Source organism: Stenotrophomonas sp. GQ19, assembly GCF_059758695.1.
Genome location: NZ_JCAXES010000005.1, coordinates 206657 through 219831, shown reverse-complemented (window position 1 = coordinate 219831; position 13175 = coordinate 206657). Strand labels below are relative to the sequence as shown.

Genomic DNA, 13175 nt, shown 5'->3' with positions numbered 1-13175 from the left:
CCGGCCCCGCTGACCTCCCCCTGGTCGGCGGGGCTTTTTATTTGGGGCGCCATAAACTCCGCGCGGCCCGCCGCAGGACAGGCCCCCGCGCTGCCGATTGCCGTTTGCCCTGCGCGCGGCCCATGCTGTGGGCTGGACCCGGGGAGAACCGCATGAGCGATCTGTTTGCATTGGCCATGCCGTGGTGGGAATTCATCCTGCGCGCGGTGGTGGTGTACGTGCTGGTGCTGGGCATGGTGCGGTTGTCGGGCAAGCGCGCGCTGGGCCAGATCACCCCGTTCGATGTGCTGCTGATCGTGCTGCTGGGCAATGCGGTGCAGAACGCCCTGCTGGGCAAGGACACGTCGCTTGGCGGCGGGCTGCTGCTGGCGGCCACGCTGATCCTGCTCAACTACGGGGTGGGGTGGTTGAGCACGCGCAGCCGGCGCGTGGAAACCCTGGTTGAAGGCGAGCCGGTGCTGATCGCGCGCGACGGCAAGCTGCTGGATTCGGTGCTGCGGCGCGAAATGGTCACGTCGGCCGATGTCGATGCGGCGCTGCGCCAACAGGGTTGCCTGTCGATCGACGATGTCGCGCTGGCGGTGCTGGAAATCAACGGCCACATCACCATCGTGCCGAAGAAGGGGTAATGCCACCCCATGGGTGGCTGCCTTCGTTCGTCGCCGGTAGAGCCACCCCATGGGTGGCTGCCTTCGTTGGGTACCGCAGCCACCCATGGGGTGGCTCTACCACCCGCCGGGGCGACCATCGGCCGTGCGCGATTCCACCCTCGGTAACGCACCGGCCTCTGCGGTGCCGCGTCCGGTTACACCCAGTCGCGCGGAACCAGGTAGTCGGCCAGGCGGGCTTCGTCGCTGCCGGCTTCGGGCTGGAAACCGTATTCCCAGCGTACCCGCGGTGGCAGGCTCATCAGGATGCTCTCGCTGCGCCCGCCGCTCTGCAGGCCGAACAGCGTGCCGCGGTCGTAGACCAGGTTGAACTCCACGTAGCGGCCGCGGCGGTACAGCTGGAACTCGCGCTCACGCTCGCCGTACGGCATGTCCTTGCGACGTGCCACGATCGGCAGGTAGGCGTCGAGGAAGCCATCGCCGACCGCGCGCAGGTAGGCAAAATCGCGTTCGAAGTCACCGTGCAGGTCGTCGAAGAACAGCCCGCCCACGCCGCGCGTTTCATTGCGGTGGCGCAGGAAGAAGTACTCGTCGCACCAGCGCTTGTGATCGGCATAGCGCCCTTCGCCAAACGGCGCACACAGGTCGTGCGCGACGCGGTGCCACTGCTGCACGTCCTCATCGAACGGATAGAACGGGGTCAGGTCGAAGCCGCCGCCGAACCACGACGCCACTTCCACGCCATCACGCTCGGCGCGGAAATAGCGCACGTTGGCATGGGTGGTGGGCAGGTACGGGTTGGCCGGGTGGAACACCAGCGATACCCCGGTGGCCCGCCACGAGGCACCGGCCAGCTCCGGCCGGTTGGCTGACGCCGACGGGGGCAGGCGGGTGCCGGCCACGTCGGAGAAGCCGATGCCGGCCTGCTCGAACACCGCGCCATCGCGCAGGATGCGGGTGCGGCCGCCACCACCCTCGGCGCGCTGCCATTGGTCTTCGGCGAACCGAGCCTGGCCGTCGGCGGCCTCGATGGCCGCACAGATGCGGTCCTGCAGGTCGGTCAGGTAGCTGCGTACGCGCTCGAATTCGTTCATGGCGCTACTTTACCGCAGGCCGGAGACCGGGCTGCAGGGTAGCGAGGCGGCCGGCGCAACCGTGGCTGTCGCTTACGGCCGTTGGCGCCGCGCCGCCGTCGCAGGCGTCACTCGCCGCCTGCGGCCTCCTCGGCGATCGCACGCACCATCGCGCGCAGTGCCGGCCAATCACGGGTCGCGTCCACGTCGCAGGCGATGTGGGTAGCGCCGCCCTTGGCGCAGATGGCGGTCAACATGTTCGGCACCGCTTCGTCACCGGTATGCACGTAGACCTCGGCCAGGCCCACGCAGCCATCGCGCACGCCGGCGGTGCACAGCGCGGCGTAGTAGGGCAGCGTGCTTTTCCAGTCTTCATCACGTGCACGCGCGCTGGCGGCCAGCTTGCAGCCCAGCAGCTGACCGGCCTTGCAGCAGGCCTCCGGACCGCCTTCGCGATCCAGCGTGGGGCAGTCCAGCGGCTGCGGAATCTCGGTGAAGCTCAGCGGTGCGCTGCAGGCGCCGGCGGCGCCGGGTTGACGCGTGTAGTGGGCAAAACGGGTGTTGCCGTCCATGCCCACCAGGCTGCCGTCGCGCGTGGTCTGCAGCACGACATCGTCGCCGATGTCGCGGCGCAGGTGGATCCGCCCGTCCTGCACGCGGGCACGCAGGCGCGTGGCGTAGCCGCTCAGCTGGACCACGCCGGCATCGCCGAACTGCAGGTCCGAGGGCAGGCCGTTCTCGGCCTCGTAGCGGCCACAGGGCAGGGTGGTGGCGGGCACCGGCGACAGCGCCGCCGCCGACAACCCGACCAGCGGGGCGACCAGTGTGCAGGCATGGGCGTCGGCGCGCGTGCTGCAGGCGTGCTGCAGGGCGTCGCGGGCCTCCAGCAACCGGCCGGCGTTCCACTGTGCCTCGGCGACGCTCTGGCAGAATTCCTCGCGAGGGTGCTGCTTGCACAGGCCTGCCAGTTCGATCAGCTGCTCGGACGGCAGTACGGCCTGCGATGCGTGGCTCAGCCCCATGATCGCCTTGCCCATGATCTCGCCTGCCATGGTTTCGCCCAGGCGCAGGCAGACCACCGGGTCGAATTCCTTGGCGGTTTCATCGCACTGCGCCGGCATGGGGAACGGCGGCGGCTCTTCCGGGGCGGCTGCGTTGGCCTGTTCCTGGTAGACCTCGATCAGGCGCTTGCAGGCCACCGGCACGTCTTCGCTGCACCACTGGCGCAGCTGCACCGGTTTGGCCTCGACGTAGTGCTCCAGGCAGCCCACCGGATCGGCGCGGCAGCTGCCTTCCTCGACCGCATAGAACGGCTTGCAGGCCGCGGCCTTCTCGCGCACGAAATCGTGGTATCCGCCGGTCAGGGTGCGGTCGCCCTCGCCGAAGGTCCAGTTCTCCATGCGGCCGGTGGCCAGGTTGACCATGCCCAGCACATCCTCGCTGCGTGCGATGCGCAGTTCCTCGGTGGGCGAGTGGGCCGACGTCAGGAAGCCGTGGCCCTCGCTTTCCAGGATCAGGGTGGCGTTGCCATCGTCCTGCTTGTACGTGCCGCAGGCCATGGACTGGGCAGCGGCGGGAAGGCTGGCGGCGGCCAGAACGAGAACGGCCAGGGCACGCCAGCCGATGAAGCGGCGGCGCGCGGAAACAACAGAAGTCACAACAGCATCCTTGGGTGGAAATCGGGGGGCGTCGGCACGGGCGCAGGGGCCGGCCGGGCCAGGTATCAGCGTTGCAGCCAGGCGCGCACGTCGGGACGCAGCAGGCGTGCGGCCAACCAGCCATGCAGGCCGGCAAAGCCCACGGCAGTGAGCACCAGCATGCCGCTCAGGACGATGCGCTGCAGCTGCAGGTCGTGGCGCAGCTGGCGCATCTCGGGGGTGTCAGCGTGCCGCGTCAGGTACTGCGACAGGTGCGCCATTGCATCGTCCATCGCCCACGCGGCAACGAAGTTCAGCAGTGCGGTCACCACCAGCAACACGATGAACAGCCACACCGCCCATTGTTCACGGCGCAGCATGCCCACGCACGCCACCACGCCCACCAGGCAGGTGAGCAGCATGGCCACGCAGATGCCCAGCGCATGTGTGGTCAGCCATTGCAGCGGCGGTGACAGCCAGGCCACATCCCGGGTTTCCACCTGCTCCTGCAGGAAGGCGCCGATCGACAGCGGGCCGACGACCAGCGCCGCAATGGCCCAGCCCACGGCGGAGGCCACGCACACCAGCAGCACCGACTTGGCCATCGGCGACAGGAATTTCGGGGGCGCCAGCGGGTCTACGGGCGGCTGGGCACTAGGTAATTGCGGGGGCGATGACATCCGGTGTCCTGTTGGAGTCGGCCACGGGCATCAGCCCGCGGCCACCGCGCGTGCGGCCGCGGGCAGGATATGGTCTTCGCTCAAGGCTGCCAAGCGCCGCCCATGCGGCGCCTGCAGGGGAACCCAGGCCAACTCGGCGATTTCCGCCTGCGCCTGCGGTGTGCCGGTGACCTGCACCCGCCACACCTGGGCCCGTACCCGGCGGCCGTGTTCGTGCACCGCCCAGGCGTCGAAACGTCCCAGCGCCTGGGCGCTGGCCAGGTCCAGCTGCACGCCCAGTTCCTCGTGCAGTTCACGTGCCAGCGCCTGCAGCGGCGCTTCGCCCGGGTCGGGTTTGCCCCCGGGCTGGATGAAGGTATCCGAGCCGTGCTTGCGCACCACCAGCACCTGGCCGGTGGCATCCAGGATGACCGCGGCGACGATCTCGATCGGCGCCGCGGGGTGGCTGGCCTGCGCCGCCACTTACTTCAAAGTGTCGTTGAACAGCTTGAGGATGCGCTTGTACTGGTCCAGCCACGAGTCCGGACGGACGTAGCCATGGCGCTCCAGCGGGTACGGCGCGATGGACCAGTTGTCCTTGTGCAGCTCGATCAGCTTCTGGGTGAGGTTGACCGAGTCCTGGAAGAACACGTTGTCATCCATCATGCCGTGCGCGATCAGCAGGTGGTCCTGCAGGCCGTCGGCGTATTCGATCGGCGACGACTTGCGGTACGCCTCCGGGTCGATGTCCGGGGTGTTGAGGATGTTGGCGGTGTAGCCGTGGTTGTACTGGTGCCAGTCGACCACGGGGCGCAGCGCGGCACCGGCCTTGAACGTGCCCGGCGAGCGGAACAGCGCCATGAAGGTCATGAAGCCACCGTAGGAGCCGCCGTAGATGCCGGCGTGGTCGCGGTCGCCCTGCTTGGTGGCCACCAGCCAGTCCAGGCCGTCCTTGTAGTCTTCCAGCTCCGGGTGGCCCATGTTGCGATAGATGGCGGTGCGCCAGTCGCGGCCGTAGCCTTCGCTGCCGCGGTAATCCATGTCGAGCACGATGTAGCCCTGCTGCACCAGCAGGTTGTGGAACATCTGCTCGCGGAAGTAGGCCGGGTAGCGCTGGTGGACGTTCTGCAGGTAGCCGGCACCGTGCACGAACATGGCAATCGGGTACTGCTTGCCCGGTTCGGGGTTCTCCGGGCCGTAATACTTGGCCCAGACCACGCCGGCGCCATGCTTGGACGGCACCTGCACCAGCTTGGGCTGCACCCACTCGCGGGCCTTGTAGGCGGCGGTGCGGGTGTCGGTGAGCACCTTGGCCTGGCCGCCGCTGGTGGGCACCACGGCCAGCTGCGCCGGCAGGTAGGCGCCGGAGTAACGCACCAGCAGCTGCTGGCCGTCCGGGGACAGCGAGAAGTCTTCGACGCCGTTGAGCGCGGTCAGCTCACGCACCTGCCTGCTGGCGGTGTCGACCGCGCAGACTTCGTAGTCGCCCGGGCTCTGCTGGTTGCACAGGAAGTAGAAGCCGCGGCCGTCGGCGCTGGGCACCGGCATCGAGGTTTCCCACTTGCCGCCGGTCAGTGCCTGCGGCTTGGCGGTGCCCTGCTGGGTATACAGGTGCGCGTAGCCCGATTCTTCGGACAGCAGCCACAGCGTGCGGTTGTCGTTGGACCAGCCAAAGTCGTTGAAGCCCCAGTTGATCCAGGCGCTGTCGGTCAGGCGGTGGCGGTTTTCCAGCGTGGCGCTGGCGGGGCTGACGCTGGCAATCCAGCGGTCCTTGTTGTCGTTGGCGCGCAGCATGATCGCGGCCTGCTGGCCGTCGGCGCTCCAGCGGATGCCGGGGTTGCCGGGGCCGGCCAGCACTTCCAGCGGGCGGTTGCCCTTGAGTGCGTCCTTGCCGGCGGCCTTGCGCAGTGCGGCCAGCGGGTCGGTGCCGATGCCGGGCAGGCGGTCCAGCGAGAGCGGCTTGACCGTGCCGGTGACCGCATCGACCAGCCACAGGGAATGCGGCTCGGGATCGTTGCGGCCCACGCGGGTGCGGGTGTCCTCGGACTCTTCGTAGCCCGATTCGGTCACGTACTTGGGCATCTTGCCGCCGCGGCCTTCGTCGAAGCCCTTCGGCTTGGTCACCACGATGAGGCTGCGGGTGTCCGGCGAGAGGGCGCTGCCGACGATCTCCACGTCGGCGCCCAGGTAGACCGGGCCGGGCGCGCGGGTGGCGTCGGCGCGGCGCCAGCTGGCTTCCTGGGCCTTGAGCGCGTCGCGCTGGGCGCGATCGTTGCGCAGGGTGGCCAGGGTGCGCAGCTGCTGGTCGCGCAGGACGTCGGCCTTGGGCGCATCGTCGGGGTTCTTTTCGGCCTTGAGGCTGGCTACCTGCTGGACGCCACCGGTGGCGGTCCAGTGGAACCAGTTCTGGCCGGTCTGCCAGATCACCCCGCCGTCGCGGGCGAAGTTGACCGCGCTGGCCTTCTCGCTGCCGCGGGTCAGCTGGGTCAGCGCGCCGCTGCGCAGGTCGCGCAGGAACACATCGCCGTTGCGCACGAACACCGCGCGCTGGCGGGTGGTGTCGTACACCGGGCTGTCCACGTCCAGGCTGCTGCGCTGGTCATCGGCCACCTGGGTGGCCACGCCACCGCTGACCGGCTGGCGGAAGGTGTCGCGGACCGGGCTGCCCGTGCGCTTGAGCTGGTACTCCACCTGCTGGCTGTTCCAGGACCACCACGCGCTTTCGACCGGCGGGCCGATCCAGTCGGGGTCGGCCATGGCCTGCTCGATGGTGATCGGCGTGGGCGCCGCGTGGGCGGTCCCGCCGAGGGCGGCGAGCAGCAGCAGGGACAAGGGCAGCGTTCTGGGCATTGCGGGCGGCACCGTAGTAGAAAACCCCGCAAGCGTAGCAGCCGCAAGGGCCGCAGGAAGGGGCCACAGGTCATGGGCGTGGCCCCTTCCTGCGCAAGGCAAGCGGTGGTCGGTGGGTCGGGCGCTGGGGCCCCATACCCTTTCCGGCGAATGTCCCCCGGCGTCGGCCTGCGGCCGACCCCTCCTCCTTTATTTCGCCTCCAAGGGTATGGGACCCCAGCGCCCGACCCACCGACAGGCCCCGAAATGCCCGGCGTCCACTTGCTTACCGCAAGCCGAGCCCCGTAGCGGCCGGTAGGCTTCTGGGCAAAATAAAGGAGGAGGCCGCCCAGCGGCCGGGGGACATTTGCACCAGGGGCCTACCGGCCGCTAAGGGGCCCTCACGCTCGCGGTAGCCCCTGCGACAAAGTGAAGCAGCGCGTCACCGGGTCGCATGTGCCTTTCACGGATACCGGCCCAGACTGGTGCGGATTTCAGAAACCAGTCGGAGGCGTCACGTGGACGCGTTGTTGTTGTCGCGGATCCAGTTCGGGTTCGTCATCAGTTTCCATGTGTTGTTTCCCGCCTTCACCATCGGCACCGCCAGTTGGCTGGCCTTCGTGGAGTCACGCTGGCTGCGCACCGGCAACCCGGTCTGGCGCGAGCTGTATTTCTTCTGGCAGAAGATCTTCGCGGTGTCCTTCGGCATGGGCGTGGTCAGCGGCATCGTCATGGCCTTCCAGTTCGGCACCAACTGGCCGCGCCTCAGCGAGGTGGCCGGCAGCGTGATCGGGCCGCTGCTTACCTATGAAGTGCTCACCGCCTTCTTCCTGGAGGCCAGCTTCCTGGGCGTGATGATGTTCGGCTGGGGCCGCGTTTCGCCGCGGCTGCATTTCTTCTCCACCTGCATGGTGGCGCTGGGCACGCTGTTCTCCACGTTCTGGATCCTGTCGTCCAACAGCTGGCTGCAGACCCCGGCCGGCTACGCGCTGATCGACGGCATCGTGCACCCGCAGGACTGGTGGCAGGTGGTGTTCAACCCCTCCTTCCCCTACCGGTTGGCGCACATGGCGCTGGGCTCGTTCATCACCACCTGTTTCGTGATCGGTGGCGTGGGCGCCTGGTACCTGCGCAAGGGCACGCACGTGGAAGCCGGGCGCACGATGCTGCTGGCGGCCGTGGCGTTCGCCGCGCTGACCGTGCCGGTGCAGATCTTCGTGGGCGACATGCATGGCTTGAACACGCTCAAGCACCAGCCGATGAAGATTGCCGCGATGGAAGCGCACTGGCATTCCGAAGGGCAGGGCGAAGGCGTCCCGCTGGTGGTGTTCGCGGTGCCCAACGAAAAAGCCGAGCGCAACGATTATGAAATCGCCATTCCCCGGCTGGGCAGCCTGATCCTGACCCATTCGCTGGAGGGAACGTTCGACCCGCTCACCTCGGTACCGGCCAGCGATCGGCCGCCGGTGGTGCCGGTGTTCTTCGCGTTCCGGATCATGGTCGGGCTGGGCACGCTGATGCTGCTGCTGGCCTGGGTGTCGGCGTTCCAGTGGTGGCGGGGCAAGCTGCTGCAGTCGCGCTGGCTGGTGCGTGGCTGGAACTGGATGCTGCCCAGCGGCTTCATCGCGCTGGTATCGGGCTGGTTCGTGACCGAGATGGGGCGCCAGCCGTGGGTGGTGTACGGGGTGCTGCGCACCGCCGACGCGGTGGGCCCGCAGAGTGCCTGGATGACCGCGCTGTCGTTGGGCGTCTACATCGTGGGCTATGCGTTCGTGTTCGGCTGGGGCATCTGGTACCTGGTGAAGATCATCCGCACCGGGCCCAAGCCGCATGAGCCGGCGCCGGCGCTGGACGCGGGCAGTCATACCCCGGCGCGGCCGCTGTCCGGTGCCGACGAACCGCTGGAGGAGCGCTGACATGGAGATGACAACCTGGCTGCCGGTGGCATGGTTTGCGGTGATTGGTTTTGGCGTGCTGATGTACGTGGTGCTGGACGGTTTCGTACTGGGCATCGGCATCCTGGCGCCGATGGCCGAGGACGAAGAACAGCTGGACATCATGATGAACACCGCCGCGCCGATCTGGGACGGCAACGAAACCTGGCTGGTGCTGGGCGGGGCCGGGCTGATGGCGGCCTTCCCCAAGGCCTATGCGGCGCTGCTGTCGGCGCTGTACCTGCCGGTGCTGCTGCTGGTGGTGGCGCTGGTGTTCCGCGGGGTGGCGTTTGAATTCCGCTTCAAGGCGCACCGCTCGCGGCGGTTGTGGAGCGTGGCGTTCGGGCTGGGCTCGCTGCTGGCTGCGTTCGCGCAGGGGGTGATTCTCGGGGCGCTGGTGGAAGGCCTGCAGATCGTGGATGGCCGTTACGCCGGCGGTGCGTTCAGCTGGTTCAGTCCGTTCTCGATGCTGACCGGTGCGGCGGTGGTGTTCGGCTATGCGCTGCTGGGCAGCACCTGGTTGATCCTGAAGACCGAGGGGCGTGAGCAGGCGTTCGCGCGCACGCTGACGCGGCCGCTGGTGGTGGCGGTGATCGTCTTCATGGGGCTGGTGAGCACCTGGTTGCCGTTCCTGGATTCGCGCCTGATGGCGCGCTGGTTCAGCGATGGCAACTTCTGGTGGTTGTCGCCGGTGCCGCTGCTGACGCTGGGCGTGGCGGTGGCGCTGTGGCGCAGTGCGATGCACCCGCGCCGCGACCTACCGCCGTTCCTGTTGACCCTGGCGTTGTTCATCCTGGGCTTCATCGGGCTGGTGCTGGGCATGTGGCCCTACCTGCTGCCGCCGAGCATGACGCTGTGGGAGGCGGCCGCCCCGGCGTCGTCGCTGGGCTTCAGCCTGGTCGGGCTGGTGGTGCTGCTGCCGGTGATCCTGGGCTACACGGCGTGGTCGTACCGGGTGTTCCGCGGCAAGGTGCGCTCCGATACCGGGTATCACTGAGGAGGAGAGGCGCTGGCTCTTCTTATGTTCCGGGGTTGGCGAGGGTGGTCAGACCCTGCCGGGACACGCCGTGAACCCATCCTTGGGGGCTCGTGAGCGGCATCCATGCCGCTCAACGGTCCCGGCAGGATCTGACCACCCTCGCCCCGCAAAGTGTGCATCGTCGGTTGGACGAGCCAGACGCAAAAGAAGGGTCGAGAGCAGCCGACCAACGGTCGGCTCTACGCAGGACGCGGCCGAGCGTGTATCAGGCGTGCAGGCCTTCGATTTCGACCAGCAGTTCGGCCCGGCAGACTTCGGCGTGCAGCACTACGTAGGCCGGTGGGCCGGGTAACGCGGCCATCTGGGCGGCCACCGCCGGCATGTCTTCGGCACGCCGCACATACACTTTGAGTACCGAATCGGCGCCGAGCTGGGCGGCCAGCGATGGACGCTGCCGTCGGGCGGCGTCCACCAGGCTCTGCAGGTTGGTCAGCGTTTCGCGCAGCTGGTCTTCCACGGCGCCGGTGTGCTGGGACACATGGCCCACGATCGCCGCCGTGCCCGACTGCAGCAGCGGCAGCCCGGTTGCTGCCGGTGCCAGCAGCGCCCGCGAGAAACTGGGCGACTGCGGGCCGTACTGGCGCGGGTAGCGGAACGCGCTTACCTGGCGGGGGTTTTCCAGGGGCAGGCCGGGTTCGCGGCCGGCCAGCCAGTACACCTGCAGGCGCCGGTGCCCGTCGAAGCGACCGATGCAGGTCGCGGCCGGCAGGGCCGCTTCGTCCAGCTCGCGCAGCCCGCGCACCCGGCCCACGCAGAAGCGCCGGTAGCGTTCCTGGTCGCCGTCGCCTTCGGTCACCGCGTCCAGGTAGTTCCAGGTCCGCAGCAGGTGCGGGAACCCACAGTGCGCCAGGAAGCTGCTCATCCGCGCATAGGCGTCGGCGGCGGCCGTCTCGATGTCGCCCTCGGCTTCGTCGATCTCCAGCACCCCGAACAGCAGCGCGGCATTGTGCGACCAGCGCACTCCGTCGGTGACGCCCGACTGCACCGGCGTCGCGCCCCGCCAGACTTCCACCTGCGCCGGACCGTGTTCGGCCAGGGGCACTTGGAGCCAGCGCGGATCGTTGCCCGGGAAGGTCGCAGGCGCGCCAAAGCCGAACACCGCCAGGGTGCACGGGTCGGCCAGGGCGGCCTCGCGCAGCGCTGCCGGCAGGTAGCCGGCGCTGAACACCGCCGCCCCTGGGGGAAAAGCGACCGCCGGGGCCGTTGCGTCGTGGATCGTGCTGCTCATTTCAGATTGTGAAAGCTGCCAGTGCCAAGGGTGTCATGATAGCGTGCGCTCCTTTTTACGGCGGTGCGCTGCGATGCCTTGGTGCCCATCAACATGTTGGCGTGAATGATCGAGTTCTCAGTGGTGGATTGGTCGGCCTGGGCACCGGGACTGACCTCGAAGGAACAGTGGCAGGCCTGGGCACAGGCGCCCGCGCTGCCGCAGGGCGATGACACCCCGGCGCTGGCCGAGGTCCCGGCCATGCAACGACGCCGCATCGAGCGGCTGGGCCGCATGGCCATCCAGGCCGCGTGCTGGTGCGAGCAGCCCGACGACGCCGGCCAGGTGCCGCTGGTGTTCGCCTCGCGCCATGGCGACGTGGCCCGTTCGATGGAACTGCTCGACAGCCTGGGCGCCGACCACGGCATGTCCCCGACCGCGTTCGGCCTGTCGGTACACAACGCGGTGGCCGCGCTGTATTCCATCGCCCGCGGCCACCGCGGCAACTACCTGGCCCTGGCCGCCGGCCGCGCCACGGTCGAAACCGCCTGCGTGGAGGCCTACGGCCTGTTGGCCGATGGCGCCGACGAGGTGCGGGTGATCGTGTATGAATCGCCCTTGCCGCCGGTGTATGCCGGCTTCGCCGACGAGCCCGATCCTTATTACGCCTGGTGCTGGCGGCTGGCCCGGGCCGATCGCCCCGGCACCCGGCTCTCGCTGGGCTGGGGCGCGGCCGGGGCCGACAGCCCGGCCGGCGCACTGCCCCACGGTCTGGATGCGCTGCGCTTCCTGTTGGCCGGCGATCCAACCCTGACGCTGGCCGCCGATGGCCAGCAATGGACCTGGCAACGCCATGGCTGAGCGCGGTCCCGGCCGTCTCAACCATGCCTGGCGGGTGTTCGGCACCGGGCTCAGCTTTGCCGTGTTCGGCATCGGCGGCCTGGTGCTGGGCGGGGTGTTGTTCCCGCTGCTGTTCCTGGTCCGCAACCCGGTCCGGCGCCGCACGCTGGCGCGCCGGTTGGTCCAGCTCAGCTTCGCCAGCCACGTGGGCCTGATGCACCGGCTGGGCGTGATGACCTATGAAATCCGCGGGGCTGAACGTCTTCAGCGCAACGGACTGCTGATCCTGGCCAACCACCCGACCCTGATCGACGTGGTCCTGCTGATCGCCCAGTTGCCCAATGCCGACTGCGTGGTCAAGCGGGCCGTGGCCTGCAACCCGTTCATGTGCGGCCCGGTGCGGGCGGCAGGGTATGTGTCCAATGAGGATGGTGCGGGGCTGATCGATGACTGCATCGCCGCGGTCAAGGCCGGCGGCACCTTGGTCATCTTCCCCGAAGGCACCCGCACCGTGCCCGGCCAGCCCCTGCGCCTGCAGCGCGGGGCGGCCAACATCGCCGTCCGCGGTGGCCTGGACATAACCCCGGTCAGGATCACCTGCACCCCGCCTACCCTGACCAAGGGCCAGAAATGGTATCGTGTGCCATCACGGCGTTTTCACGTTCAGCTGGAAGTCGGGGAAGATCTCCCGATCGCCCCGTTCCTGGCGGTGGCCGGCGACACGCCCAGGGGGGATGCCTTGGCGGCCCGGCGCGTGACCGATCATCTTGCCCATTACTTTGACTTCGCTGGAGAACCAAGCCGTGCAGGCACTTGAGCACGAGATCAAGGAATTGATCATTTCATCGCTGTCGCTGGAAGACATCACTCCCGAAGACATCGACCCGGAAGCGCCCTTGTTCGTCGAGGGGTTGGGGTTGGATTCGATTGACGCACTTGAACTTGGTTTGGCCCTGCAGAAAAAGTACGGTGTCAGCCTGTCTGCGGATTCGGAAGAGACCCGTCGCCATTTCTCCAGCGTGCGTGCCCTGGGCGAGTTTGTCGCCGCACGCCAGTCGTCGTAACGGCGCGTCAGGATTTGCCATGACCAAGAACGAACTTTTCGATCGCATCGTCAAGATCCTCAAGGACAGCTTTGAGATCGAACCGGCGCGCATCACGCCCCAGGCCCGTCTGTACGACGACCTGGACATCGACAGCATCGACGCGGTCGACCTGATCGTGCAGCTCAAGCCCTTGCTGGGCCGCAACCTGCAGCCGGAGGCCTTCAAGGCCGTGCGTACCGTGCAGGACATCGTCGACGTGGTGCACGGGCTGCTGCCCGGTCAAGCAGCCGCCTGACGGCTGCC

Annotated in this window: 13 protein-coding genes; 7 read left to right on the top strand and 6 right to left on the bottom strand. The window is 68.3% G+C overall.

Going from position 1 to position 13175, the window contains the following annotated elements:
• Positions 1-152: 152 nt before the first annotated feature.
• A complete protein-coding gene (locus AC6CHL_RS12070) occupies positions 153-629 on the top strand; it encodes a DUF421 domain-containing protein (protein WP_314404190.1) in 477 nt (158 codons plus the stop codon).
• 176 nt (positions 630-805) lie between these two features.
• Here the strand turns inward: AC6CHL_RS12070 and hemF are convergent, their stop codons facing one another.
• The 5 genes from hemF to AC6CHL_RS12045 all read right to left on the bottom strand — a co-directional run bounded on the left by hemF (position 806) and on the right by AC6CHL_RS12045 (position 6827).
• Complete coding sequence (gene hemF / locus AC6CHL_RS12065) at positions 806-1702, bottom strand: oxygen-dependent coproporphyrinogen oxidase (protein ID WP_498294527.1); 897 nt, start codon at positions 1700-1702, stop codon at positions 806-808.
• 107 nt (positions 1703-1809) lie between these two features.
• A complete protein-coding gene (locus AC6CHL_RS12060; protein ID WP_498294525.1) occupies positions 1810-3339 on the bottom strand; it encodes a hypothetical protein in 1530 nt (509 codons plus the stop codon).
• 65 nt (positions 3340-3404) lie between these two features.
• Positions 3405-3998, bottom strand: a complete 594-nt coding sequence (locus tag AC6CHL_RS12055) for a hypothetical protein (RefSeq protein ID WP_498294523.1) — start codon at positions 3996-3998, stop codon at positions 3405-3407.
• 30 nt (positions 3999-4028) lie between these two features.
• Complete coding sequence (locus AC6CHL_RS12050) at positions 4029-4460, bottom strand: NUDIX hydrolase (RefSeq protein ID WP_038685518.1); 432 nt, start codon at positions 4458-4460, stop codon at positions 4029-4031.
• Positions 4461-6827 (bottom strand): S9 family peptidase, encoded by a 2367-nt coding sequence (locus AC6CHL_RS12045; RefSeq protein WP_498294521.1) that lies wholly within the window; start codon positions 6825-6827, stop codon positions 4461-4463. It lies immediately after the preceding gene.
• A 497-nt stretch (positions 6828-7324) separates the two neighbouring features.
• Between AC6CHL_RS12045 and AC6CHL_RS12040 the strand changes: the two genes are divergently transcribed.
• Positions 7325-8722, top strand: coding sequence for a cytochrome ubiquinol oxidase subunit I (locus tag AC6CHL_RS12040; RefSeq protein WP_159498413.1), 1398 nt, complete (start codon positions 7325-7327; stop codon positions 8720-8722).
• 1 nt (position 8723) lies between these two features.
• On the top strand, positions 8724-9737 hold the full coding sequence (gene cydB, locus AC6CHL_RS12035; protein ID WP_498294519.1) for a cytochrome d ubiquinol oxidase subunit II: 1014 nt from the start codon (positions 8724-8726) through the stop codon (positions 9735-9737).
• Between the two features lie 247 nt (positions 9738-9984).
• Here cydB and AC6CHL_RS12030 read toward each other — a convergent pair whose 3' ends face one another.
• Positions 9985-11007, bottom strand: coding sequence for a chorismate transformation FkbO/Hyg5 family protein (locus AC6CHL_RS12030; RefSeq protein ID WP_498294517.1), 1023 nt, complete (start codon positions 11005-11007; stop codon positions 9985-9987).
• 105 nt (positions 11008-11112) lie between these two features.
• On the opposite strand from AC6CHL_RS12030, the gene AC6CHL_RS12025 reads away from it, so the two are divergent.
• Genes AC6CHL_RS12025 through AC6CHL_RS12010 form a run of 4 tightly spaced genes read left to right on the top strand, consistent with a single transcriptional unit; the run spans position 11113 to position 13167 of the window.
• On the top strand, positions 11113-11847 hold the full coding sequence (locus AC6CHL_RS12025) for a beta-ketoacyl synthase chain length factor (RefSeq protein WP_448134732.1): 735 nt from the start codon (positions 11113-11115) through the stop codon (positions 11845-11847).
• Positions 11840-12643 carry a lysophospholipid acyltransferase family protein gene (locus AC6CHL_RS12020; RefSeq protein WP_463601955.1) on the top strand — a complete coding sequence of 268 codons (804 nt, stop codon included), beginning with the start codon at positions 11840-11842 and terminating at the stop codon, positions 12641-12643. Before AC6CHL_RS12025 ends, AC6CHL_RS12020 begins: the two co-directional genes overlap by 8 nt.
• Positions 12630-12890, top strand: coding sequence for a phosphopantetheine-binding protein (locus AC6CHL_RS12015; RefSeq protein ID WP_447596080.1), 261 nt, complete (start codon positions 12630-12632; stop codon positions 12888-12890). Before AC6CHL_RS12020 ends, AC6CHL_RS12015 begins: the two co-directional genes overlap by 14 nt.
• Positions 12891-12909: 19 nt before the next feature.
• Positions 12910-13167: an acyl carrier protein gene (locus tag AC6CHL_RS12010; protein ID WP_038685533.1), complete on the top strand. Its 258-nt coding sequence runs from the start codon at positions 12910-12912 to the stop codon at positions 13165-13167.
• Positions 13168-13175 lie beyond the last annotated feature (8 nt).

What these genes read in the sequence shown, in the direction of transcription:
- AC6CHL_RS12070 (WP_314404190.1), top strand. Translation starts at nt 153, where the DNA reads ATGAGCGATCTGTTTGCATTGGCCATGCCGTGGTGGGAATTCATCCTG.
- hemF (WP_498294527.1), bottom strand. Translation starts at nt 1,702, where the DNA reads ATGAACGAATTCGAGCGCGTACGCAGCTACCTGACCGACCTGCAGGAC.
- AC6CHL_RS12055 (WP_498294523.1), bottom strand. Translation starts at nt 3,998, where the DNA reads ATGTCATCGCCCCCGCAATTACCTAGTGCCCAGCCGCCCGTAGACCCG.
- AC6CHL_RS12045 (WP_498294521.1), bottom strand. Translation starts at nt 6,827, where the DNA reads ATGCCCAGAACGCTGCCCTTGTCCCTGCTGCTGCTCGCCGCCCTCGGC.
- cydB (WP_498294519.1), top strand. Translation starts at nt 8,724, where the DNA reads ATGGAGATGACAACCTGGCTGCCGGTGGCATGGTTTGCGGTGATTGGT.
- AC6CHL_RS12030 (WP_498294517.1), bottom strand. Translation starts at nt 11,007, where the DNA reads ATGAGCAGCACGATCCACGACGCAACGGCCCCGGCGGTCGCTTTTCCC.
- AC6CHL_RS12025 (WP_448134732.1), top strand. Translation starts at nt 11,113, where the DNA reads ATGATCGAGTTCTCAGTGGTGGATTGGTCGGCCTGGGCACCGGGACTG.
- AC6CHL_RS12020 (WP_463601955.1), top strand. Translation starts at nt 11,840, where the DNA reads ATGGCTGAGCGCGGTCCCGGCCGTCTCAACCATGCCTGGCGGGTGTTC.
- AC6CHL_RS12010 (WP_038685533.1), top strand. Translation starts at nt 12,910, where the DNA reads ATGACCAAGAACGAACTTTTCGATCGCATCGTCAAGATCCTCAAGGAC.